Raw genomic sequence first — 22,232 nt, 5'->3', positions numbered from 1 at the left:
GTCGTTGAGGTCAGGAGCAGACTAGCGAGGGGCGAGGCGCCGGGAATATATCCTGATTGGGGTATATCGTCGCTGCGACCTTCCCGCCTAGGGTGACTGGGAACAATCAAAAGGGAGGCACCCATGACGGTTTCTATCGACGGCCAGCGGCTCTGGTCGAGCCTGATGGCCATGGCCGAGATCGGCCCCACCGCGAACGGCGGCAGCTGCCGCCTGGCGCTCACCGAGGAGGACGCCGCCGGGCGGCGCCTTTTGATCGAGTGGTGCGAGGCGATAGGCTGCACGCTGCGTGTCGACCGGGTCGGCAACCTTTTTATCCGCCGCCCCGGCAGGCGTGACGACCTGGATCCGGTGGCTACCGGCAGTCACCTGGATACCCAGCCCAAGGGCGGGCGCTTCGACGGTATCCTCGGGGTGCTGGCGGGGCTCGAGGTGTTCCGCTCTCTGCATGACCAGGGCGTGGTCACCGAGCGCCCCCTCGAGCTGGTGGTGTGGACCAACGAGGAGGGTAGCCGCTTCGCCCCGGCCATGGTCGCTTCCGGCACCTTTGCCGGGGAGTTCAGCGAAGCCTACGCCCTGTCGCGCCAGGATTGCGATGGCGTGACCCTGGGCCAGGCCCTGGAGGCCACCGGTTTTGCCGGCGAGATGCCGGTGGGCGAACCGCGCCTGGCAGGCTACTTCGAGCTGCATATCGAGCAGGGCCCGGTGTTGGAGGAGGAGAACGAGGCCATCGGCGTGGTGACTGGCGCCCAGGGCATGCGCTGGTTCGACGTGACCCTGCGTGGCCAGACAGCCCACGCCGGCCCTACGCCCATGGGCTATCGGCGTGATGCCCTGGCTGGCGCAGCACGGTTGATCGATCGCCTGCAGAGCCATGCCCTGGCGGACGCCAGCGGCGGAAGCAAGGTCACCGTTGGCTGCCTTGATATCGACAGCCCCTCCCGCAACGTCGTCCCCGGTGAGGTGCGCTTCACCCTCGACCTGCGCCATGTGGAAGAGAGGGAGCTGGATGCCTTGGAGGCCCTCTTCGAGCGAGAGTTGGCAGCCGTCGCTGAGACCTTCGGCGTCGAAACCCGAAGCGAGCGGGTCTGGGCCTCACCTGTCGTCGAGTTCGATGCCGGCTGCGTCGATGCCGTGGAGCGGGCCGCCCTGGCCCAGGGCGTGCCTTACCGCCGCATGATGAGTGGCGCCGGCCACGACGCCGTCTATGTCTCCCGGGTCGCCCCCACTTCGATGATCTTTATTCCCTGTCGCGACGGCATCAGTCATAACGAGGCGGAGTACGCCAGCCCGGAGCACTGTGCCCTGGGCGCCGAGGTGCTTTGCGATGCCTTGATCGAACGGGCGAATCGGGAGGAAACGGTATGAGCTACGTAGGGCCAACGATGCCCACGACACACGCCGACTGGCAGGCCATGGTCGCCGAGCTTGCCGTCGAGTCGCGCGCCTATATTGACGACGTCTTCGTTGATGCCACGAGCGGTGACACCTTCGAGTCTCGCAATCCTGCAACGAACGAGATATTGGCCCAGGTGGCCAGCTGCGATGCGCCGGATGCCGAGCGCGCCGTGGCGGTGGCCCGGGATGCCTTCTCCGGTGGCGAATGGTCCCGTCTGGCACCCGCCAAGCGCAAGGAGGTGCTGCTGCGTCTGGCCGACCTGATGGAGGCCCACAGGCACGAGCTGGCGCTGCTCGATACTCTCGACATGGGTAAGCCGGTTTCGAGCTCGCTGGGCGACATGGCCGGCGCCATCGCCTGTATCCGCTACCTGGCCGAGTGCATCGACAAGCTCTACGGCGAGGTGGCGCCCACTGGCGAGGACTCCCTGGCGATGGTGCTGCGCGAGCCTATCGGTGTGGTAGCGGCCATCGTGCCGTGGAACTTCCCGCTGATGATGACCGCCTGGAAGATCGCCCCGGCGCTGGCCGCCGGCAACAGCGTGATCCTCAAGCCCTCGGAGAAGTCGCCGCTCTCCGCGCTGCGCCTGGCACAGCTGGCCAGGGAGGCGGGCCTGCCCCGCGGCACCTTCCAGGTGCTGCCCGGCTTCGGCCATACCGTGGGCAAGGCGCTGGCGCTCTCCATGGAGGTCGACTGCCTGGCCTTCACCGGCTCCACCCAGGTGGGCAAGCAGCTGATGCAGTATGCCGGTCAGTCCAACCTCAAGCGGGTCTACCTGGAGTGCGGCGGCAAGAGCCCCAATCTCGTGTTTGCCGACTGCAAGAACCTGGACCAGGTGGCCCAGCACGCCGCCGCGGCGATCTTCCATAACCAGGGCGAGGTGTGCATCGCCGGCTCGCGCCTGCTGGTGGAAAACTCGATCCGCGAGGCCTTCGTCGACAAGGTGGTGGAGGCCGCCAAGGCCATGCAGCCCGGCGACCCGCTGGATCCCGAGAGTTTCATGGGCGCCATGGTGGATGAGACCCAGCATCGCCGGGTGCTCGACTATATCGCCAAGGGCCGTGAGGAGGGCGCCCGGCTGCGCGCTGGTGGCAAGGCCCTGGAAGGCCCTGGCTACTTTATCCCGCCCACCATCTTCGATGGGGTGACCCCGGCCATGACCATCGGCCGCGAGGAGATCTTCGGCCCGGTGCTGGCAGTGTTCGGCTTCGACAGCGAGGACGAGGCCGTGGCCATGGCCAACGACACGCCCTACGGGCTTGCCGCGGGGCTATGGAGCCAGGATATCGACCGCATCATGCGAGTGACCCGGCGGCTGCAGTCGGGCCAGGTATTCGTCAACAACTGGGCCGGTGGCGATCAGACCATGCCGTTCGGTGGGGTCAAGCAGTCGGGCAACGGGCGCGACAAGTCGCACCACAGCCTGGAGGAGTACGCCAACCTCAAGAGCGTGTGGATGGCGCTTGCGCCCTGAATTCTCCTCCCGCGATGCATCGATTTGGGAAATCAACTCTCTTGCCGGCTCCTTCTTGTCTATGGAGCCGGCCTTTCTCGTTTCAGCCGTTCATCACGACTGCTGTCGCGAAACCAATGCCACGTGATCGAGGAATAGCCGGAACAGCTGCGACTGGCTGGAGACGTCGAGGCGCTGGTAGATGTGCTTGCGGTGCACCTTGACCGTACCGTCGCTGATATCGAGCTCTCGGGCTGCCGATTTCGTCGAGTGGCCAGCCAGCAGCAGGCGCACGATCTCCTGCTCACGAGTCGTCAGTACCCCGGCGCCGAAACTGGCCAAGGCCGCTTCCACCGGTTCCTGCTCCGCCAGGCGCTGCTGGAACTGGCTGCCCTGCCATTTCCAGTACTCGACCAGCAGCGCTTCCATCATGGGTGAGAGGTAGCGCAAGGCCTGCAGGGCGCGACGGGTCAGCGGTGGTGAGTTGGCCCCGAAGCCCAGCGACACGGCAATTACCACATCCTCCTCGACCCGGCAGAAGATGCCGACTTCATCCACCAGGCCCAAGGCTCGGTAGTAGTGGGCGTAGTAATCGCTGGCCTCGAAACGGTCCGGCGCCAGTTCGCGCAGGCGGTGGGCGCCCTGGTCCAGGCCGTCGCTCACGGCAGTGAAGAAGGGGTCGAGCAGATAGGCCTTGCTCAGGTAGCGTTCGATGCCCTGTTCGCGTCGATGCGGGGGGTAGTCGTCATGAATCAGCAGTGGCCGGCGGCGGCCGCGATAGGCGTTGATCAGTACGGTTTCGTGGCCCACGAGCTCGCGCAAGCATTGGTCGAGCCTGGCCGGAAAGTCGGACGCTGCCGCCGTGCGCACCAGGCGTGCCAGCTGCTGGTGCCAGGCAAGGCTTTGGGAACGGGCAAGGAAATCGAGCATGGGGGTCGTAGGCTAAGTGGCGCTGAAGACTCACGATACCATGGCCTCGCGTTGACGACTGCAGGCTGGTCGTGATCCGACCGAAGCCGATGAGTGAGCTGGGACTTGCAGCAGGATATCTATGGGTAAACAGTGACAAGCTTGACGGTTTTGGGGAGACTTTCGTCCCGGCCCCATTCGCGCTGCAGCAGGAGAAAGCCCCTTGACTGATCTGACGACACTGCTGGATTCCCTTCCCGTTGGCTATGCCATGGCGCTCTCGGCGCTGCCGGCATTCCTGCTTGCTTTCGGCCTGGCCGGCCTGTTCGCTGCCCGGCGTCAGCGCGCCGATGCCCGACGGTACGCCACCGCCCTGGCCGAGCTGCGCGAGCGGCTTGCCGAGCGCGAGCGACGCCTCGATGAATCGCAGCGCATGCTCGGCGAGGTACAGGTAAGCGAGGCGCGCCTGGCTACCACGCTGGAGCAGAAGCAGCAGCACTTCGCCGAGCAGCTCACGCTGCTGCGCGACAGCCGCGACCAGCTCAAGCAAGAGTTCGAAGTGCTGGCCAGCGAGATACTCGAACGCAAGGGGCGCGCCTTCTCGGAGCTTTCCCAGAAGCATATCAGCGGCTTGTTGCAGCCCATCCAGAGCGAGATGAAGGGGTTTCGCGAGAAAGTGGAATCCATTCATCGCTTCGACACCGAGCAGCGCGCCAGCCTGCGCACCGAGCTCAAGCATCTGCAGAACCTCAACCGCGAGATCACCGACCAGGCCGATCGCCTGACCCGGGCGCTCCAGGGGCAGAAGAAGGTGCAGGGCAACTGGGGCGAGCTGATGCTCGAGAACGTACTGGAGGGCTCCGGGCTGCGTGCCGGCAAGGACTACCAGCGCGAGGTCAGCTTCACCACCGAGGAGGGGCGCCGGCGGCCCGATGCCATCGTCTACCTGCCCCAGGGCAAGCACCTGGTGATCGATGCCAAGACGTCGCTGTCCGCTTATGTGAGGTACGTGAACGCCGACGACGAGATGGCGAGGGGGCAGGCACTGGCCGAACACGCCCGGGCGGTGGGCGATCGTATTGCCGAGCTGGCCGACAAACACTACTACGATCTGCCGGGCCTGAACTCGCCGGAGGTGGTGGTGATGTTCATTCCGGTGGAGTCGGCCTATGTGGAGGCGCTCAAGTTCGACGAGTCGCTCTTCCAGCGGGCCATCGAGAATAACGTCCTGGTGGCGACGCCCACCACGCTGCTGACCAGCTTGAATATCGTGCGCCAGCTGTGGCGCTTCGAGGATCAGAGCCGTCACAGCGCCGAGCTGGCCAGCCGTGCCGAGAAGTTCTACAACAAGCTGCGCCTCTTCCTCGAAAGCATGGAGGATGTCGGCAGGAAACTGGACGGTGCCCGAGACAGCTATGACAGGGCCATGGGACAGCTGGTCAATGGCCGTGCCAACCTGATCAAGCAGACCGCCGAATTCCAGGATCTCGGGGTGGCGGTCAAGAAGGAGCTGCCCGCCGAGCTTGTCGAACGGGCCCGCCTCGAACTCACCCCCGGCTGGCACGACGAGGCGGGGGGCGGGGTGGATGACCTGGAGCGAACTGCCCCGGGGTCACTCAAATAAGCCGGCCTTCCGGCGTCACCCCCTTGGCTATGGGTATTGCCTGAGCTCGGCGAGCAGGCTTTCGGCTTCCTCGGTCAGCGACGCATTGGCGCGCATGTCGCCGTTGCGCGCGGCCTCCATCGCCTGTTGCAGCTTGTGCTCATAAGCCTTTTGCAGTTTCTTCTTCGGGTCAGGCTTCAGCCATCCGAACATGATGTCTCTCCGGTACAGGCAAGTGAATGAAGCGGAAGGGGTCAGAACGTGCGAGCGGGGGTACAGCAGCTGACCAGCCGGCAGGGTGCCTTGCCGGGATTGCGGAAGCGGTGGGGCACGTTGGTATCGAAGTAGTAGGCTTCCCCCGCACCGAGGGTGCGAGATTCGGCACCGATGGTGATCTCGATCTCGCCTTCCAGCACGACGCCGGCTTCTTCGCCCTGATGGGCGATCATCTCGCGGCCGGTATCGGCGCCGGGTGGGTAAGTCTCGATCATGAACGCCAGCGCGCGGCTATCGCGATTGGCGCCGACCAGCTTGTAGATCACCTCGCCGGTGCCTACATCGGCCAGTTCGACAGCGGAATAGAATACCTGATCGCGGCTCTCCAGGTTCATGGTGAAGAAGTCGCCAACGCTGATCGGGATGGCGTCGAGGATCTTCTTCAGTGAGCTGACCGAGGGGCTGACCTTGCCCTGTTCGATCAGCGACAGGCTGGAGTGGGTGACACCGCAGCGCTTGGCCAGCTCGCGCTGAGAAATGCCACGCAGGGTACGCAGGGCGCGCAGCCGTGCACCGACGTCATCCGACATCCTGATCTCCTTGTGGTCTCGGGCAGCCGGGGCATGACGCGCCGATGGCGCATCACACCCCGTCGGGCTCAGCAGAGTGCGTCCAGCTTTTCTTTCAGCAGCTGGTTGACCTGCTGAGGGTTGGCGGTGCCTCGGGAAGCCTTCATCACCTGGCCGACGAAGTAACCGATCATCTTGCCGCGCTTGTCCGGCTCGGCGTCGCGGTATTGGGCCACCTGTCCGGGGCTTTCGGCAATCACCTGGTCGATCATCGATTCGATGGCACCGCTGTCGGTGACCTGCTTGAGCCCTTGGGCCTCGATGATGTCGTCGGCACTGGCGCCCTGGCCGTTCCACAGGGCCTGGAAAACCTGCTTGGCGGCCTTGCCGTTGATGGTGTCGTCGATGACCCTGGCGATCAGCTCGCCGAGCTGGCGGGCCGAAACGGGGCTGTCGGCGATCGGCAGGCTTTCCCGGTTGAGCGCGCCGGAGAGCTCGCCCTGCACCCAGTTGGCGGCCTGCTTGGCATCGCCGCAGACGTTCTTGGCCTCTTCGAAGAAGTCGGCCATCTCCCGGGTGGCGGAGAGCAGGCTGGCATCGTAGGCGGAAAGCCCCAGTTCCTGTTCGAAACGAGCGCGCTTCTCGGCGGGCAGCTCCGGGAGGTTGCTGCGCAGGTGATCGACATAGGCCTGGTCCAGCACCACGGGAAGCAGGTCGGGGCAGGGGAAGTAACGGTAGTCGTTGGCCTCCTCCTTGGTGCGCATGCTGCGAGTCTCGTCGCGGTCGGGGTCGAACAGGCGAGTCTCCTGCACCACCTTGCCGCCATCCTCGATCAGCTCAACCTGACGCTCCACCTCGAAGGCGATGGCACGCTCGACGAAGCGAAAGGAGTTGACGTTCTTGATCTCGGCTCGGGTGCCATAGGCTTCCTGGCCCCGGGGGCGCACCGAGACGTTGACGTCACAGCGCATCGACCCTTCGGCCATGTTGCCGTCGCTGATGCCGAGATAGGTGACGATGGAGTGAATCGCCTTGAGATAGGCGGCGGCTTCCTTCGCCGAGCGCAGGTCCGGTTCGGAGACGATCTCCAGCAGCGGCGTGCCGGCCCGGTTGAGGTCGACCCCGGTCATGCCGTGGAAGTCCTCATGCAGCGACTTGCCGGCATCCTCTTCCAGGTGGGCATGGTGCACCCGAATACGCTTGGTGCTGCCGTCATCCAGGGTGATCTCCACTTCGCCGGCGCCGACGATGGGGTGATACATCTGGCTGGTCTGGTAGCCCTTGGGCAGGTCGGGGTAGAAATAGTTCTTGCGGTCGAAGACCGAGATCTCGGGAATCTCGGCGTGGATCGCCAGGCCGAACTGTACGGCCATGGCCACGGCTGCCTCGTTGAGCACCGGCAGCACACCGGGCAGGCCCAGGTCGACGGCGCAGGCCTGGGTGTTGGGCTCGGCGCCGAAGGCCGTGGACGCGCCGGAAAATATCTTCGAGCGAGTGGCAAGCTGGACGTGGACCTCCAGCCCGATCACGGTTTCCCATTGCATCAGGCGTTCTCCTCGGCGAAGGCGGGACGACGACGGTGCCAGTCGGTGGCCTGCTGGAACTGGTGGGCGACGTTGAGCAGTCGTGCCTCGGTGAAGTGGCTGCCGAGGATCTGCAGGCCCACCGGGCGGCTGCCTACGAAGCCGGCCGGCACGCTGATGCCGGGGATACCGGCCAGGTTGACGGCGATGGTGTAGATATCCTGCAGATACATCGACACGGGGTCCTTGTTGGCCCCCAGATCGAAGGCCGGCGTGGGCGAGGCTGGCCCCATCAGCACGTCGACCTCTTCGAAGGCGTCGAGGAAATCCTGACGGATCAGCCGCCGCACCTGTTGGGCCTTCTTGTAGTACGCATCGAAGAAGCCCTCGGAGAGGGTGTGGGTGCCGATCAGGATGCGCCGCTTGACCTCGTCGCCGAAACCCTCGGCGCGGCTGCGCTTGTAGAGGTCGATCAGGTCGACCGGGTTGTCGCAGCGATGGCCGAAGCGCACGCCGTCGAAGCGTGACAGGTTCGAGGAGGCCTCGGCCGGCGCGATGACGTAGTAGGCCGGGATGGCGTAGTGGGTGTGCGGCAGGCTCACCTCGCGCACACTGGCGCCTAGCGACTCGAAGACAGCGATCGCCTCGCGGGTTGCCTTCTCTACCGCCGGATCAAGGCCGTCACCGAAATACTCGCTGGGCAGGCCGATCTTGAGGCCGTTCAACGGGGCGGCGAGCTCTTCGGAATAGTTGGGCACGCCGCGGGCGACGCAGGTGGAGTCGCGCAGGTCGTGCCCGGCGATAGCGCCCAGCAACAGGGCGCAGTCCTCGGCGGAGTGGGCCATGGGGCCCGCCTGGTCGAGGCTCGAGGCATAGGCAATGATGCCGTAGCGTGACACCCGCCCATAGGTGGGCTTGAGACCGGTGATGCCGCAGAAGGCGGCCGGCTGACGGATCGAACCGCCGGTGTCGGTGCCCATGGCCGCGGGCACTAGCCCGGCGGCAACCGCGGCGGCGGAGCCTCCCGAGGAGCCGCCGGGCACCGCGGTGAGATCCCAGGGGTTGTGCACCGGGCCGTAGTGGCTGTTCTCGTTGGAGGAGCCCATGGCGAACTCGTCCATGTTGGTCTTGCCCAGGCTCACCGTGCCGGCGGCCCGGAGCTTCTCGACCACGCTGGCGTCGTAGGGCGAGACGAAGCTGTCGAGCATCTTCGAACCGCAGCTGGTCTTCACGCCGCGGGTACAGAAGATGTCTTTCAGAGCCAGCGGCAGGCCGGTGAGCGGCCCAGCGTTGCCCTTGGCCCGCGCGGCGTCGGCTTCGTCGGCGGCAGCGAGGGCCTGGTCGAAGGTGACGGTAATGAAGCTGTTCAGCTCACCGTCGAGGCGGTCGATGCGGCCCAGCAGGTGCTGGGTCAGTTCGCGGCTGGAGAACTCGCCGGCGTCCAGCGCTCGGGCGAGTTCGACAAGCGTCTTGTCATGCATGCGGCATGGCTCCATGAAAGCGTGCCGTTAACGGAAGAGGGCGCGTGCGATCATTCGACGACCCGAGGCACCAGATAAAGACCGTTCTCGACGGCGGGGGCGCAGCGCTGGAATTCTTCGCGCTGATCGGCTTCGGTGACTTCATCGGCGCGCAGGCGCTGGGTGGCATCCAGCGGGTGGGCCAGTGGTGCAACACCGTCGGTGTCGAGGGCCTGTAGCATATCGACCATTTCAAGAATACGACCAAGATCATCGACATAGCCGGCGGCTTCATCGTCGTTCAGGCCAAGGCGGGCCAGGTGGGCGGCCCGCTGCACGTCTGCGTGTTCAAGCGCCATGGGCTGGGTGTCCTCGCACGGATTGGGGATGATGAATAGCAGGAAAAGGTACCACATCCGATGTGCTGCGGGCACTCTTCTCTAGGCGATGGGGGTGGCATGTCGCTTGCTGCGCGGGGGCCGCGATGATACCGTTTGCATCCGCACAAGGGTCCCCGGTCTGCTCTAGGTAACGACGTCCATGTTCAAACGCTTGAGGGGGCTGTTCTCCAGCGATTTATCAATCGATCTGGGTACGGCCAATACACTGATATACGTCCGTGGTCGCGGCATCGTGCTTGACGAGCCGTCGGTGGTGGCCATCCGCCAGTCCGGCAACATGCGCAGCGTGGCCGCTGTCGGCGCCGATGCCAAGCGTATGCTGGGTCGTACGCCGGGTAACATCACCGCCATTCGACCGATGAAGGATGGTGTGATTGCCGACTTTACCGTCACCGAGCAGATGCTTCAGCACTTCATCCGCAAGGTCCATCAGAGCACCTTCCTCACGCCCAGTCCGCGCGTGCTGGTCTGCGTGCCCTGCATGTCGACACAGGTGGAGCGCCGCGCCATCAAGGAATCGGCCGAAGGTGCGGGTGCTCGCGAGGTATTCCTGATCGAAGAGCCCATGGCGGCTGCAATCGGGGCCGGCCTGCCGGTGGACGATGCCCAGGGCTCGATGGTGGTCGACATTGGTGGTGGTACCACTGAAATCGCCATCATCTCACTGAATGGCGTGGTCTACTCCGAGTCCATTCGCGTCGGTGGCGATCGCTTCGACGAAGCTATCACCGCCTATGTTCGCCGCCACTATGGCAGCTTGATCGGCGAGGCCACCGCCGAGCGCATCAAGGAGGAGATCGGCTGCGCCTACCCAGGCGGCGAGCTACGCGAGATAGACGTGCGCGGGCGCAACCTGGCTGAGGGTATTCCACGCAGCTTTACCCTCAACTCCCATGAGATTCTCGATGCCCTGCAGGAGACGCTGGCTTCCATCGTTGCTGCCGTAAAGAGTGCGTTGGAGCAGTCACCGCCCGAGTTGGCTTCCGACATCGCTGAACGTGGCCTGGTGCTGACCGGTGGTGGCGCTTTGCTGCGTGACCTGGACAAACTGATTGCCGAGGAGACGGGGCTACCGGTCATCGTCGCCGAAGATCCACTGACCTGCGTGGCCCGCGGTGGCGGCAAGGCGCTGGAGATGATCGACCGCCATACCTTCGAGCTGCTGTCTAGCGACTAGGCCTTGTCCTGTCGTGGCTGAGCGGTTGAGCCGCTTTGCCACGGCAGTAACTGGAGCGCCTGTCCATGCACTCCTTGCCGTTTGTCATGGTCCGAGGCGCACCGTGCTGTGCCTGCACTCGACCGCTCGGTGACGGAGACCTTCCCTGATACCGGCAAGGCGTATAGGAGACTTGGGGGAAATTCGCCATTAAGCCGCTGTTTTCTCATGGACCGGTGCCAGGCTATCGCATGTTCGTGTGTGTGCTGGCAGCCTCCGTCCTGATGTTCGCCGATCATCGCTTCACGCGAATGGAGGAGGTCCGCGCCCAGCTCTCGACAGTGGTGGCCCCCATACAGTGGCTAGTCGCCGTGCCCAGCGATGTCTTGGCCTGGGGCTCCCTGGCACTCTCCGATCAGCGTGCCCTGGTGGAAGAAAATCAGCGATTGCGGGAACAGATCCTGCACCTTTCTCATCGAGTGCAGCACATGTCCAGTTTGACGGCCGAGAATGTGCGCCTGCGTGAGCTGTTGGGTGCTGCAGCGCGCAAGGAATCACCCTACATCACTGCGGAACTACTTTCGCTAGATCCCGACCCCTTCAACCACCAGATGGTGATCGACCGTGGCCGGCGCAATGGCGTTTATGTGGGGCAGCCGGTGCTGGACGCCTCGGGCCTGGTGGGGCAGGTGACGGCCGTTTCCGCCTACTCCAGCCGGGTGCTGATGGTGGCGGATGCCAGCCATGCGTTGCCAGTGCAGATCAATCGCAATGACCTGCGCTTCATCCTGCAGGGTAGCGGCCATTACGATGAGCTGCGCGTCCTGCACGTGCCGGATACCGCCGACATTCGCAAGGGTGATCTGCTAGTCACGTCGGGGCTCGCCGGGCGTTTCCCTGCTGGCTACCCCGTAGCACGGATCACCGAGGTGGTACATGACCCCGGCCAGCCATTTGCACGTGTCACCGCAGCTCCCGTGGCCCTGCTGCAGCGCTCGCGCCACTTTCTGCTGCTGTTTCCGCCCGAACCGATGGCGGTGCCGGACGACGAGTCCTGGGATATCGACCCGGACCGTCTACCTGGCGAACAAACTTCCACCGAACAAGCCCCCGGCACCGATGCGGTGCACGGGGAGGGGGCAGACTGATGGCGAGTTCTCCGCGCACCGCACTGCCCTGGGTATGGCTGACGCTGCTGCTGGCTCTCTGTCTACAGGTGATGCCCCTGGCCGAAGGGTGGCAGATATGGCGGCCCGACTGGCTGGGGCTGATGCTCATCTACTGGTGCATGTCGGCTCCCGACCGGGTTGGGGTTTTCCATGGTTTCGTGCTGGGAGTTTTGCTGGACCTGATCGAGGGCGCTCCCCTGGGGCAGAATGCCCTGGCGCTCTCGTTGCTGGCCTTTCTGGCAGCACTGGTCTATCCGCGCTTTCGCACCTACTCCCTCTTTCAGCAATCACTGCTTATCCTGGTGCTGTTGGGGCTGGTGCAGTTGATCGAGCAGTGGTTGCGGACCCTGTTCGGTCCTTTTTCGATGCATCTCGCTTTTCTATTGCCTTCACTGATCGGTGCCATACTCTGGCCCTGGCTGGCTACCATGTTCCAGGCTATGGAGCGCCGCCTTGCCGGCAACGCCTGATCGGAGCCTATCTTCATGAGTAAATTATTCAACACTGCGGCCCTATGCCTTGCCTCGGCGTCTCCACGTCGTCGGGAGCTGTTGGCATCTATCGGCGTCGAGGTCGAGGTTTGTCCGGTCGACATCGATGAGACCCCTAACGGCGGCGAGCGCGCCGACGCCTACGTGACCCGGCTGGCTCGTCAGAAGGCGAGTGCCGGTGCCGGACTTTCCTCCCTGCCCGTGCTGGGATCGGACACAGCGGTGGTCTGCGATGGAGTGATCCTGGGCAAGCCCGGCGACAAGCAGCACGCAGCCGCCATGCTGCGTGCGTTATCGGGACGCACCCACCAGGTGCTGACTGCAGTGGCAGTGTCCGGTCCGGCCGGTATGCTGGAAGTTTGCGTCACAACGCGAGTGGTCATGCGCACCATAGCCGAACATGAGATAGCCGCATACTGGGTCACCGGTGAGCCTCTCGACAAGGCGGGCGGCTATGCCATACAGGGGTTAGCAGCGATCTTTATCGAACGCATCGAGGGTAGCCACTCGGCAGTTGTCGGGTTGCCGCTGTTCGAGACCGCGAGGCTCCTGTCGCGTCAGGGCGTGCCACTGTGGAATCGTGCCTGCCGATAACCCTGTCTGCCGTCCGCACTATGTCATAATGCTCCGAAGACTGACTGGACAAGGATTTCCGCATGAGCGGCGAAGTACTGATCAACCTGACGCCGATGGAAACCCGGGTAGCCGTGGTGGAAAACGGCGTGCTGCAGGAGGCGCTCATCGAGCGTACGCGCCGGCGAGGCATCGTCGGCAACATTTACAAGGGGCGCGTTGTGAGGGTGCTGCCTGGGATGCAGGCGGCGTTCGTCGACATCGGGCTGGACCGGGCTGCCTTCATCCATGTTCATGAGGTGATGCCGCCGGGCTCCTCTTCCGAGGAGCAGATCGCCATCGGGCAACTGCTCAGCGAAGGGCAGTCCCTGGTCGTTCAGGTTACCAAGGATCCCATCGCCTCCAAGGGAGCCCGCCTGACGACTCACCTGTCGGTGCCGTCACGCTATCTGGTCTATATGCCGGACTCCCCGCATCACGGGGTCTCCCAGCGCATCGAGGACGAGCGCGAGCGCGAGCGCTTGCGTGAACTGCTCGAACGCTGCCAGCTCGAGCAGGATATCGAGATCACTGGCGGCTTCATCGTTCGCACCGCAGCCGAGAACGTGGGCCAGGAAGAGCTCTTCGCCGACATGCATTTTCTGCTGCGACTGTGGCGCAAGGTCAGTGAGCGCAGGGGTTCCGCACCCTGTCCCAGCGTCATCTACGATGACCTCCCTCTGTTCATCCGCACCCTTCGTGATCTGATGCGAGACGACATCGAGAAAGTGCGTATCGATTCGCGGGAGAACTACGTCAAGCTGATCGAATTCGCCGAGGAGTTCATGCCTGACTCCTCGGCCCGTATCGAGTACTACCCCGGCGAGCGCCCCATCTTCGACCTATACAGCGTCGAGGATGAGATTCTCAAGGCCCTGGGGAGGAAGGTCCAGTTGAAATCCGGCGGCTACCTGGTGATCGATCCCACCGAGGCGATGACGACCATCGATGTCAATACCGGTGGCTATGTGGGGCATCGCAATCTCGAAGAAACCATCTTCAAGACCAATCTCGAGGCGGCCAACGCCATCGCCCGTCAACTGCGGCTGCGTAACCTGGGCGGTATCATCATCATCGACTTCATTGATATGGAGGAAACCGAGCACCAGCGGCAGGTGTTGCGGGTGCTGGACAAGGCACTGGAACGTGATCATGCCAAGACCAAGTGCACTGGTGTGACCGAGCTGGGTCTGGTTCAGTTGACGCGCAAGCGTACCCGGGAAAGCCTGGAGCAAACGTTGTGTGAAGCCTGTCCAACCTGTGGAGGGCGCGGCACGCTGAAAACTGCAGAGACGGTCTGCTACGAGATCTTCCGCGAGATATTGCGCGAGGAGCGCGCCTACAGCGCGGAGACCTACATGGTGCTGGCCTCACAGTCGGTGGTGGATCGCCTGCTCGATGAGGAGTCCGCGGCGGTGGCCGATCTGGAAACCTTCATTGGCAAGACCATCCGCTTTCAGGTGGAGAACCACTACTCCCAGGAGCAGTACGACATCGTGCTGATGTGACGCTGCGATGCATCCGATACGTCTGGTGGGCCGCTGGGCCCTGACGCTGATGGCCATCGTGCTGGGGCTGCTGGCTCTGGTAGTGCTGGTGCTGCGCCTTGCCCTGACCCAGGTTGACGAGCTTGCGCCGCGGGTCGAGCGCTTGCTGGAGGCCCGTTCGGGAGCGGTAGTCGAGCTGGCCCGCATGGAGTCCCGCCTGGCCGGGCTCGACCTCCTGCTGGAGGGCAGCGGGTTATCTGCCCGCAGTCAGCGCGGCGCTGACGGCTTGCCGCTATTGGAAGTCGAGCATGCCAGTCTGCGCCTGAATACTTCCGCTACTCTCAGTAACGGCTTTCCGGTGGTGGAGGATGCTCGGCTGAGGGGGCTGACGCTGCACCTCTACCAGGATGCGCAGGGCGGCTGGCACTGGCCTGACCCCGCTGACATTCCCCCTGAATTCATGCCCAAGGGCGACTTTGACCTGGAGGCCCTGGACTTTTGGGTAGGAGTACTGCTGCGTCAACGTGCCTGGGCCGAGGATGTTCGCTTGGTGCTGCATGGCCAGCAGGATCGGGTGGAGATGCACGCCCCACGGCTTCTGCTCACCGGCGACGAGCGCCATGCTCATCTCGAAGGAGAGGTGCATCTCGAAGGCCAGGAGGAACCTGCCCTGCTGGCCGCCCTGGACGTGTTTCCCGGCCCCGGTGGGCTACGCGACTTCAGCGCCGCCCTTCAGGCCGACATGAAACTTGATACGCTGATCGGCCTGGTCGAGCTGCTTTCCTTCGATGACCCCTTGAGGCTAGAAGATGCCCAGGGCAATGCTCGGCTATGGGGCCGCTGGCACCGAGGCTCACTGGCCGATGCCCGGCTGGATATCGATGTGTCGCGATTGGCCCTCCGGCGTGGTGACGATCTCGTCCTGATGGAGCCCTTCAAGGCCCGCGGCCAATGGCTGCGCAGCGAAGATGGCTGGGAAGCCTGGCTGGAGGGCGATGCCGAGAACGCCGACTGGGCCGAGCCGGAGGCGCTGGCGGCAGCGCCGGGACCAGCGCTGCCGCGCTACTGGTACCTGCGGCATGGCGCGCACGACTGGTGGCTCACCACCAGCGAATTCGACTTCGCTTCACTTGCCGCATGGCGAGAGCGGGTCCTGCTGCCCGAGGGGCTCACCCGGGTCATCGAGACGCTCGAGCCTCGCGGTCTGGTCGCGGGCCTGGGGGTGGGGCGGGAGAACGGCAGTTGGGTGGCCCAGGCCGCTGTCCATCAGGTTGCCGTCTCGGCCTGGCAGGACGTGCCGGGCGGTGGCCCCCTGGACGCCTGGGTCGAGGCCCGCGACCTCTCGGGCCGCGTAGAATTCGTCGGCGTCGAAGGCACGGTTTTCGAGCTGCCGCAGGTATTTGCCGAGCCCTTGGCGCTATCCCACGCCAGCGGGGTGATCAACTGGTCCTATGACGGGCCACGCAGCTTCGTCAGCGGGCGCCACCTGAGGGCGGGCTGGCAGGGTGCCGAGGTGGAGGGCGGCTTCGGGCTGGTGGTCGGCGGCGAGCTGCGCGGTGGCCTGGGGCTGGACCTGAGTTTTCGTAACGTCGATGTCCTCGAGCGTCCTCTCATGGCGTGGTTGCCGGTCGGCGTGCTCGGCGACGAACTCAAGGAGTGGCTGGCCGCCGGGGTCGCGGGTCACGTGCCCAGGGGCTCGCTCAAGCTTCATCTGCCTCTGTTCTGGGGTGGGGATCCTGTGCCCCCGAGCATGGCGCTGGACCTGGATATCCAACGTGGCCGGCTATCCTTCGCTCCCGACTGGCCGGCCCTCGAACAAGTCGAAGGCCGCTTGCAACTGGGCATCGGTACCCTGGACGCCGATGTTCATTACGCCCAAAGCCTTGGTGTCGAAGGCCACCGCGGCCGCGTTACCCTGGCCGACGAGCGCCTGCAGGTGAGTGGCGAGCTTATGGCCGATGCCGATGCACTGCGCCGATATCTCGGGGCCATGCCGGTGGGGGGCATGGAATTGGTCGACCCATGGCGAGGCGTCGGGGGTGCCACCGGTGAGTTGGACCTGAGCCTGATTCTCGGCGAGCCCGAAAGCATGGCGCTGGATCTGGATACGAACGTGGCGCTGGAACAGCTGACGCATCAGGGCTTCGGTGTTACGTTGCGCGACGTGACCGGCCCGCTGGCCTGGCGTCAGCAAGGCGAGGAGGAGGGTGGACTCGAGGGGCAGCTGAAGGCGCGCCTGCTGGGTGGCCCCGTCACGGCCGATATCGACACTCAGGCTGGCCGAGTCGATCTCGAAGGGGCCATCGAGGTGTCACGCCTGCTCAAGCTGGTCGACATGCCCGACCTTGGGCTGATGCTGTCCGGTCAACTGCCCTGGCAGGGGAGGTTGCGCATGAATGCGCGCAACACGCTGAGGCTGGAAAGCGGCCTGCGGGGCTTGTCCATCGATCTGCCAGCTCCGCTGGGTAAGGCGGCCGGAGAAGCGCGCTCTCTGTTTGTCGACGCCGACCTTGACAGGCGCAGTGTTGAAGCCGAACTGGGAGGCGAGCTAAGGATCCGTTGGCGGGACACACCAGGGCCCGGCAGCGGCCAGGGGCAGGCTTGGCTGGGTCGATGGCCCAGTGCCCCTGCCTGGCCCGATGGCGAGGGCTGGGATGTGGATCTCTATCCGTCCCGCCTCGATTTTCGGGAGTGGGGTGGTGTCCTGGCATCACTGACGGATACGGGGAGCCCGGATACGGTCACGCTTCCACTGCGGCGAGTGAGGCTGGAGACGACCTGTCTGGTAGGCGCCGATGGCTGCCTGGGGGTGGCGACGGCGACGGCCCAGCCTCAGGCTGGCGGGGGGTGGCGAGTGAACATGGATTCCAGCCTGTTGACCGGCCATCTAGACTACCGTCCGACATTGCGCGACCCCCTCGACATTGCACTGCAGCGCTTGACTCTGGATGGCTTGATTCCGGCTCAGCGAGAAGGGGTAGGCGGATTGCTGGACGAAATCGACATTACAACCGAGCCCGCACCGCTGCCTGGCTGGGTCGCACAACTTCCGGATGGACGCCTGCGAATTGCCGATATCCAGTACCAGGGCCGTCAGATGGGGCCCTTGACAGCTCGCTGGCAGAGCGGGCCGGGCCGCCTGACCGTGTCGCCGTTGGGTCTGACCCTGGGGCAGGTATCGGCCCATGGAGAGGTGATCTGGGAGTCTGCCGGTCCTGGCGACAGCTTGACCCGTTCCCGGCTCTCCCTGGATGGCCGGGATCTGGGCTCGGCGTTGGAGAAGTTTGGTCAGCCGGTGGCCATTCGCAGTGGTGAAACCCGGGTCAGGAGTCAGCTCGCCTGGCCCGGAGCCCCATGGCAGTTTGCCCTGGTCCGCTCGCGTGGCAATATCGACGTGGAGCTGCGCAACGGGCGCTTCGTCAACCTGGAGTCGCCGACGGCAAGGCTGATCGGCCTGCTCAATCTGGACAACCTGGTACGCCGACTGCGAATGGACTTTTCCGACGTGACCGGGCAGGGTACGGCTTTCGATCATGTGGTAGGAGCCGCTACCCTGTATGAGGGCGTGCTGGAGACCCAGGGGCCCGTGAATATCAGCGGGCCGGCAACGACCTTTACGCTCGATGGCACCGTGGACCTGGCCAGGCGGGAACTCGACCAGCGGCTGGGCGTCACAGTCCCTGTCAGCAGCAGTCTGCCCCTGGCCGCGGTCATCGCCGGGGCCCCGGTGGTGGGCGGCGCCCTGTTCATCGCCGATCGCCTCTTCGGTCGCGCTATCGACCGGGTCACTCGAATTCACTATCGCGTGCGCGGTCCCTGGACCTCGCCGCAGATCACACTGGAAACCGCCGAATGACGACACGATCGCAAGCCATGCTCGATACCGCCGTCGATATCCTGCTGCGTCCCGGCGGCCTCGGCCTCGAGTCGCTCGATGCCGGCCTGAGGCACGTGCTCACCCCCGGTGTCGACTACGCCGACCTCTATTTCCAGCGCAGTTGGCACGAGAGCTGGGTGCTGGAGGATGGTGAGGTGAAAGAGGCCGGCTACAACATCGATGGCGGCGTAGGCGTGCGCGCCATGGCCGGTGAGAAGACCGGCTTCGCCTACTCCAACCAGATCACGGCCGATGCCCTGGCTGAGACGGGGCGTACGGCGTCTGGCATCGTGCGTAGCGGCGCTGCGCTGTCGGCGGCGCCCCGGGTGATCAGCCAGGCCAGCGTACGCTACGACGCCATCGATCCCCTCTCCGGTCTTTCGGCCGAGGAGAAGATCGCCCTGCTCAAGGAAGCCGACCGCGCGGCTCGTGCCGCCGACCCCTCGGTTTCCCAGGTCAGTGCGTCGCTCTCCGGCGTCCACGAAGTCGTGCTGGTGCGTGCCAGCGACGGCACACTGGCGGCAGATATCCGTCCGCTGGTGCGCTTCAACGTCAGCGTGATAGCGGTCAAGAATGGACGTCGCGAACGCGGCAGCGCGGGCGGCGGCGGGCGCTATGCCATGGCCCGGCTGCGTGATGAAAACGTGGCTGAGCGCTATGCCCGGGAAGCCGTGCGTCAGGCACTGGTCAACCTCGATGCGGTGGATGCGCCGGCGGGACAATTGCCGGTGGTGCTGGGGCCAGGCTGGCCGGGCATCCTGCTGCATGAGGCGGTGGGGCATGGCCTGGAGGGCGACTTCAATCGCAAGGGAAGCTCGGCCTTTGCCGGGCGCATGGGCGAGCGCGTCGCGTCCCCCGGTGTGACGGTGGTCGACGATGCCACCCTGGCCGATCGGCGAGGCTCCATGAGCGTGGATGACGAGGGCACGCCGGGGCAGTATACGCCGCTCATCGAGGACGGCATTCTCACCGGCTACATGCAGGACAAGCTCAACGCCAGGCTGATGGGGATGGCGCCCACCGGCAACGCCCGTCGCGAATCCTTCGCCCATATGCCGATGCCGCGGATGACCAACACTTACATGCTGGCCGGTCAGGACGAGCCGGCCGATATCATCAAGAGTGTCAGGCGCGGCATCTATGCCGTCAGCTTCGGTGGCGGGCAGGTGGATATCACCTCGGGCAAGTTCGTCTTCTCGGCAAGCGAAGCCTACCTGATCGAGGACGGCCGCATCACCGCGCCGGTCAAGGGCGCGACGCTGATCGGCAATGGCCCAGAGGCCATGGGGCGGGTCTCGATGATCGGTCACGACCTGGAGCTGGATACCGGGATCGGCGTCTGTGGCAAGGACGGGCAGGGGGTGCCGGTGGGCGTGGGCCAGCCGACGCTCAAGCTGGATGAACTCACTATCGGCGGGACTGCCTCCTGAAGATAGGCGGCTTGTCTGAGGCTGTTTGAGGTGCAATGTAGAAGGCCGGCTGTGCCAGGCCGAGCGCTCCAATAGAGACTTGTCTATGAGTCTTCGCTGTAGGAGCGCCGGTTCCCGTCGCGACTGGAGGCCGCAGGCCTCCCGGCGGTGTTGCCGGAGCTGCTACAGCCCCGCCGTATCGCGGATCAGGCGGAACAGGCGCCGCGAGCTGGTGGGCGGCTTGTCCTGCTCACGCTCGCGACGAGCATTACGGATCAACTGGCGCAGGGACTGGCGGTCGACATCGGGATAGTCGGCGATGAAGGTCTCGACGGCGTCGTCGCCCTCCTCGATGAGGCGGTCACGCCATTTTTCCAGGCGATGGAAGGCCAGGTCGCGATGGCGGGACTCCTGCTCGATGGTATCGAATTCCGCCTGGATGGCGGCGAGGTCCTCGCCGCGCATGAGCTTGCCGATGTACTGCATGTGACGGCGACGCCCTTCGTGGGAGCGGATACGTGAGGTCTCTTCCACCGCCGCCAGCAGGTCATCGGACAGCGGGAACCGTGACCGTTCGGCGGGGGTCATGGCGATGATCTGTTCGCCCAGCGCCTGCAGCTTGTGCATCTCGCGCTTGAGCTGGGATTTGCTGGGCCGCTCGTCTGCCTGCGAAGAGTCTTCCTGGGACATGCCGTTACCAACTAGTGTGATGGGTCAACAGTATCGTGAGCTTGATCGCACTCATGAGATCAATGCGACACAGTATACCAGCCCGCCAGCGCATGGCGGGATACCGATACGTTCGAATGCCGGCCGGGCCGGTGAATGAGGGAGAGACAGATGACACAGGCTTTCGATGCCGCCGCTCAACAGCCGCTGCTGACGTCCCGTGCCGAGCAGGCACTGGCGCTGGCACGCCGCCTGGGCGCCGACGCCTGCGAAGTGGGTGCTAGCGTCGACCAGGGAATCGGCATCAGCGTGCGTGAGGGCGAAGTGGAAACCGTCGAGTTGTCCCGCGACCAGGGCATCGCGGTGACCGTTTATCAGGGGGGGCGCAAGGGTAGTGCCTCCTCGACGGATGCCAGCGATGAGTCGATACGCGCGGTCGTGGAAAAGGCCATGGCCATCGCCCGTTACACCGGCGAGGATCCCGCGGCGGGGCTGGCGGATGCCGCGCTGATGGCGACGGAGCTCCCCGATCTGGACGTGCACCACCCCTGGGCGCTGACCACCGAGCAGGCCATCGACCTGGCCCTGGCCTGCGAGGCTGCCGGCAGGAGCCAGCCGGGGATACGCCAGTCCGAAGGGGCCTCGCTCTCCAGCGGTGAAGGCGTGCGGGTCTATGCCAACAGCCACGGCTTCCTCGGCAGCCAGTGCGGCAGCCGCCACTCGCTCTCCTGCATGCTGATCGCCGAGGACGAGGGGGGCATGCAGCGCGACTACGACTATACCAGTGCCCGCAATCCGCAGGACCTGCTGGCACCCGACGTGGTCGGCCGGTCGGCGGCAGAGAAGACACTGCGCCGCATGGGCTCGCGGCGGCCCGATACCGGGCGCCTGCCGGTGCTGTTCGATGCCACCGTTGCCAGCGGCCTGATTGGCCACCTCATGAGTGCGATCGCCGGCGGCTCCCTGTATCGGCAGGCCTCCTTTCTCTGCGACCGCCTGGGCGACGGGCTCTTCCCGGCCTGGTTCTCCCTCTATGAGCGGCCCATGGAGAGGGGCGGCATGGCCAGCTCCCCCTTCGACAATGATGGTGTCCAGACCCGTGACAACGTCTTCATCGAGAATGGGCAACTGGTCAGCTACATGCTGTCCGCCTACAGCGCCCGGCGTCTCGGCATGCAAACCACCGGCAATGCCGGCGGTGCGCGGAACCTGCGTATCGACGCTCCGCTGGCAACCCGTGACGAACTGCTGGCGCGCATGGGCCGCGGGGTGCTCGTCACCGAGCTGATGGGGCAGGGGGTCAACGGCGTCACCGGCGATTATTCCCGGGGCGCTGCCGGCTTCTGGGTGGAGAACGGGGAAATCCAGCACCCGGTGGAGGAGTTCACCATCGCTTCGAATATGGAAGCGATGTTCAAGGGGCTGGCCGCCGTCGGCAGCGATATCGACACCCGTGGCAGCATCCATTCCGGCAGCTGGCTGATCGATGAGATGACCATCGCCGGAGGCTGAGGCGGGATATCAGGGGCACTGCGTCACGTCGAGGGCGAGGGGGTGCTCAGGCATCCTCTTCGAAGCGCGCATCGAACAGGGCCTCCAGCGCATCGAGTACCCGCTCGGCATCTTCGCCCTCGGCGCTTACCATCAGCTCGGTGCCGCATGGTGCGCCGAGCATCAACAAGGACATGATGTTGCAGGCATCGGCGACCTGGCCACCTCGGCTGACGGTGACGCGTGACTGGAAGGGTTGGCAGCACTGCACCAGCTTGGTTGCTGCACGGGCATGCAGGCCGCGCTTGTTGGTCAATATGAGCTTGCGGCTGGGCACG

Annotated in this window: 19 protein-coding genes; 11 read left to right on the top strand and 8 right to left on the bottom strand. The window is 64.8% G+C overall.

Annotation, left to right across the window (positions count from 1 at the left end; genetic code table 11):
- Nucleotides 1-123: 123 nt before the first annotated feature.
- Both DU490_RS02820 and DU490_RS02815 read left to right on the top strand, forming a co-directional pair.
- Nucleotides 124-1,368: a M20 family metallo-hydrolase gene (locus tag DU490_RS02820; protein WP_114572818.1), complete on the top strand. Its 1,245-nt coding sequence runs from the start codon at nt 124-126 to the stop codon at nt 1,366-1,368.
- Nucleotides 1,365-2,873, top strand: coding sequence for an aldehyde dehydrogenase (locus DU490_RS02815; protein ID WP_114572817.1), 1,509 nt, complete (start codon nt 1,365-1,367; stop codon nt 2,871-2,873). The genes DU490_RS02820 and DU490_RS02815 overlap by 4 nt, the downstream gene beginning before the upstream one ends.
- Before the next feature lie 93 nt (nt 2,874-2,966).
- On the opposite strand, the gene DU490_RS02810 is transcribed toward DU490_RS02815, so the two are convergent.
- On the bottom strand, nt 2,967-3,782 hold the full coding sequence (locus tag DU490_RS02810; protein ID WP_114572816.1) for a LuxR C-terminal-related transcriptional regulator: 816 nt from the start codon (nt 3,780-3,782) through the stop codon (nt 2,967-2,969).
- Between the two features lie 202 nt (nt 3,783-3,984).
- Between DU490_RS02810 and DU490_RS02805 the strand changes: the two genes are divergently transcribed.
- A complete protein-coding gene (locus DU490_RS02805; protein ID WP_114572815.1) occupies nt 3,985-5,385 on the top strand; it encodes a DNA recombination protein RmuC in 1,401 nt (466 codons plus the stop codon).
- Nucleotides 5,386-5,412: 27 nt separating this feature from the next.
- Here DU490_RS02805 and DU490_RS02800 read toward each other — a convergent pair whose 3' ends face one another.
- The 5 genes from DU490_RS02800 to gatC all read right to left on the bottom strand — a co-directional run bounded on the left by DU490_RS02800 (nt 5,413) and on the right by gatC (nt 9,491).
- Nucleotides 5,413-5,577, bottom strand: a complete 165-nt coding sequence (locus DU490_RS02800) for a DUF6435 family protein (protein WP_114477782.1) — start codon at nt 5,575-5,577, stop codon at nt 5,413-5,415.
- 41 nt (nt 5,578-5,618) lie between these two features.
- Nucleotides 5,619-6,170, bottom strand: coding sequence for a cupin domain-containing protein (locus DU490_RS02795; protein WP_114572814.1), 552 nt, complete (start codon nt 6,168-6,170; stop codon nt 5,619-5,621).
- Between the two features lie 68 nt (nt 6,171-6,238).
- Nucleotides 6,239-7,693, bottom strand: a complete 1,455-nt coding sequence (gatB, locus tag DU490_RS02790) for an Asp-tRNA(Asn)/Glu-tRNA(Gln) amidotransferase subunit GatB (RefSeq protein WP_114572813.1) — start codon at nt 7,691-7,693, stop codon at nt 6,239-6,241.
- The gene (gene gatA, locus DU490_RS02785; RefSeq protein ID WP_114572812.1) at nt 7,693-9,153 is read right to left on the bottom strand and encodes an Asp-tRNA(Asn)/Glu-tRNA(Gln) amidotransferase subunit GatA; all 1,461 of its coding nucleotides are present in this window, start codon (nt 9,151-9,153) and stop codon (nt 7,693-7,695) included. The genes gatB and gatA overlap by 1 nt, the downstream gene beginning before the upstream one ends.
- Nucleotides 9,154-9,203: 50 nt before the next feature.
- A complete protein-coding gene (gatC, locus tag DU490_RS02780) occupies nt 9,204-9,491 on the bottom strand; it encodes an Asp-tRNA(Asn)/Glu-tRNA(Gln) amidotransferase subunit GatC (protein WP_114572844.1) in 288 nt (95 codons plus the stop codon).
- Between the two features lie 181 nt (nt 9,492-9,672).
- Here gatC and DU490_RS02775 point away from each other — a divergent pair, with 181 nt between their 5' ends.
- The 7 genes from DU490_RS02775 to tldD all read left to right on the top strand — a co-directional run bounded on the left by DU490_RS02775 (nt 9,673) and on the right by tldD (nt 19,755).
- Nucleotides 9,673-10,710 (top strand): rod shape-determining protein, encoded by a 1,038-nt coding sequence (locus DU490_RS02775; protein ID WP_043514225.1) that lies wholly within the window; start codon nt 9,673-9,675, stop codon nt 10,708-10,710.
- A 188-nt stretch (nt 10,711-10,898) separates the two neighbouring features.
- The gene (gene mreC / locus DU490_RS02770; RefSeq protein ID WP_258801190.1) at nt 10,899-11,837 is read left to right on the top strand and encodes a rod shape-determining protein MreC; all 939 of its coding nucleotides are present in this window, start codon (nt 10,899-10,901) and stop codon (nt 11,835-11,837) included.
- Entirely contained in the window at nt 11,837-12,328 is a 492-nt protein-coding gene (gene mreD, locus DU490_RS02765) for a rod shape-determining protein MreD (protein ID WP_114572810.1), read from the top strand. Before mreC ends, mreD begins: the two co-directional genes overlap by 1 nt.
- 15 nt (nt 12,329-12,343) lie before the next feature.
- Nucleotides 12,344-12,943: a nucleoside triphosphate pyrophosphatase gene (locus DU490_RS02760; RefSeq protein ID WP_114572809.1), complete on the top strand. Its 600-nt coding sequence runs from the start codon at nt 12,344-12,346 to the stop codon at nt 12,941-12,943.
- Between the two features lie 62 nt (nt 12,944-13,005).
- Nucleotides 13,006-14,469, top strand: a complete 1,464-nt coding sequence (rng, locus tag DU490_RS02755; protein ID WP_114572808.1) for a ribonuclease G — start codon at nt 13,006-13,008, stop codon at nt 14,467-14,469.
- Between the two features lie 7 nt (nt 14,470-14,476).
- A complete protein-coding gene (locus DU490_RS02750; RefSeq protein ID WP_114572807.1) occupies nt 14,477-18,304 on the top strand; it encodes a YhdP family protein in 3,828 nt (1,275 codons plus the stop codon).
- Nucleotides 18,301-19,755, top strand: a complete 1,455-nt coding sequence (gene tldD / locus DU490_RS02745) for a metalloprotease TldD (RefSeq protein WP_114572806.1) — start codon at nt 18,301-18,303, stop codon at nt 19,753-19,755. Before DU490_RS02750 ends, tldD begins: the two co-directional genes overlap by 4 nt.
- Nucleotides 19,756-19,917: 162 nt before the next feature.
- On the opposite strand, the gene yjgA is transcribed toward tldD, so the two are convergent.
- Nucleotides 19,918-20,424 (bottom strand): ribosome biogenesis factor YjgA, encoded by a 507-nt coding sequence (gene yjgA, locus DU490_RS02740; protein ID WP_114572805.1) that lies wholly within the window; start codon nt 20,422-20,424, stop codon nt 19,918-19,920.
- A gap of 150 nt (nt 20,425-20,574) precedes the next feature.
- Between yjgA and pmbA the strand changes: the two genes are divergently transcribed.
- Nucleotides 20,575-21,915, top strand: coding sequence for a metalloprotease PmbA (pmbA, locus tag DU490_RS02735; protein ID WP_114572804.1), 1,341 nt, complete (start codon nt 20,575-20,577; stop codon nt 21,913-21,915).
- Nucleotides 21,916-21,961: 46 nt separating this feature from the next.
- Here pmbA and DU490_RS02730 read toward each other — a convergent pair whose 3' ends face one another.
- Complete coding sequence (locus DU490_RS02730; RefSeq protein WP_114572803.1) at nt 21,962-22,231, bottom strand: HPr family phosphocarrier protein; 270 nt, start codon at nt 22,229-22,231, stop codon at nt 21,962-21,964.
- Between the last annotated feature and the right edge of the window lies 1 nt (nt 22,232).

Origin of the sequence: Halomonas sp. DQ26W, from assembly GCF_003339685.1 — a bacterium.
In the GTDB taxonomy this organism is placed as follows: Bacteria; Pseudomonadota; Gammaproteobacteria; order Pseudomonadales; family Halomonadaceae; genus Halomonas.
The sequence above is the reverse complement of the archived record's forward strand: the minus strand, read 5'-3'. Positions and strand labels throughout refer to the sequence as shown.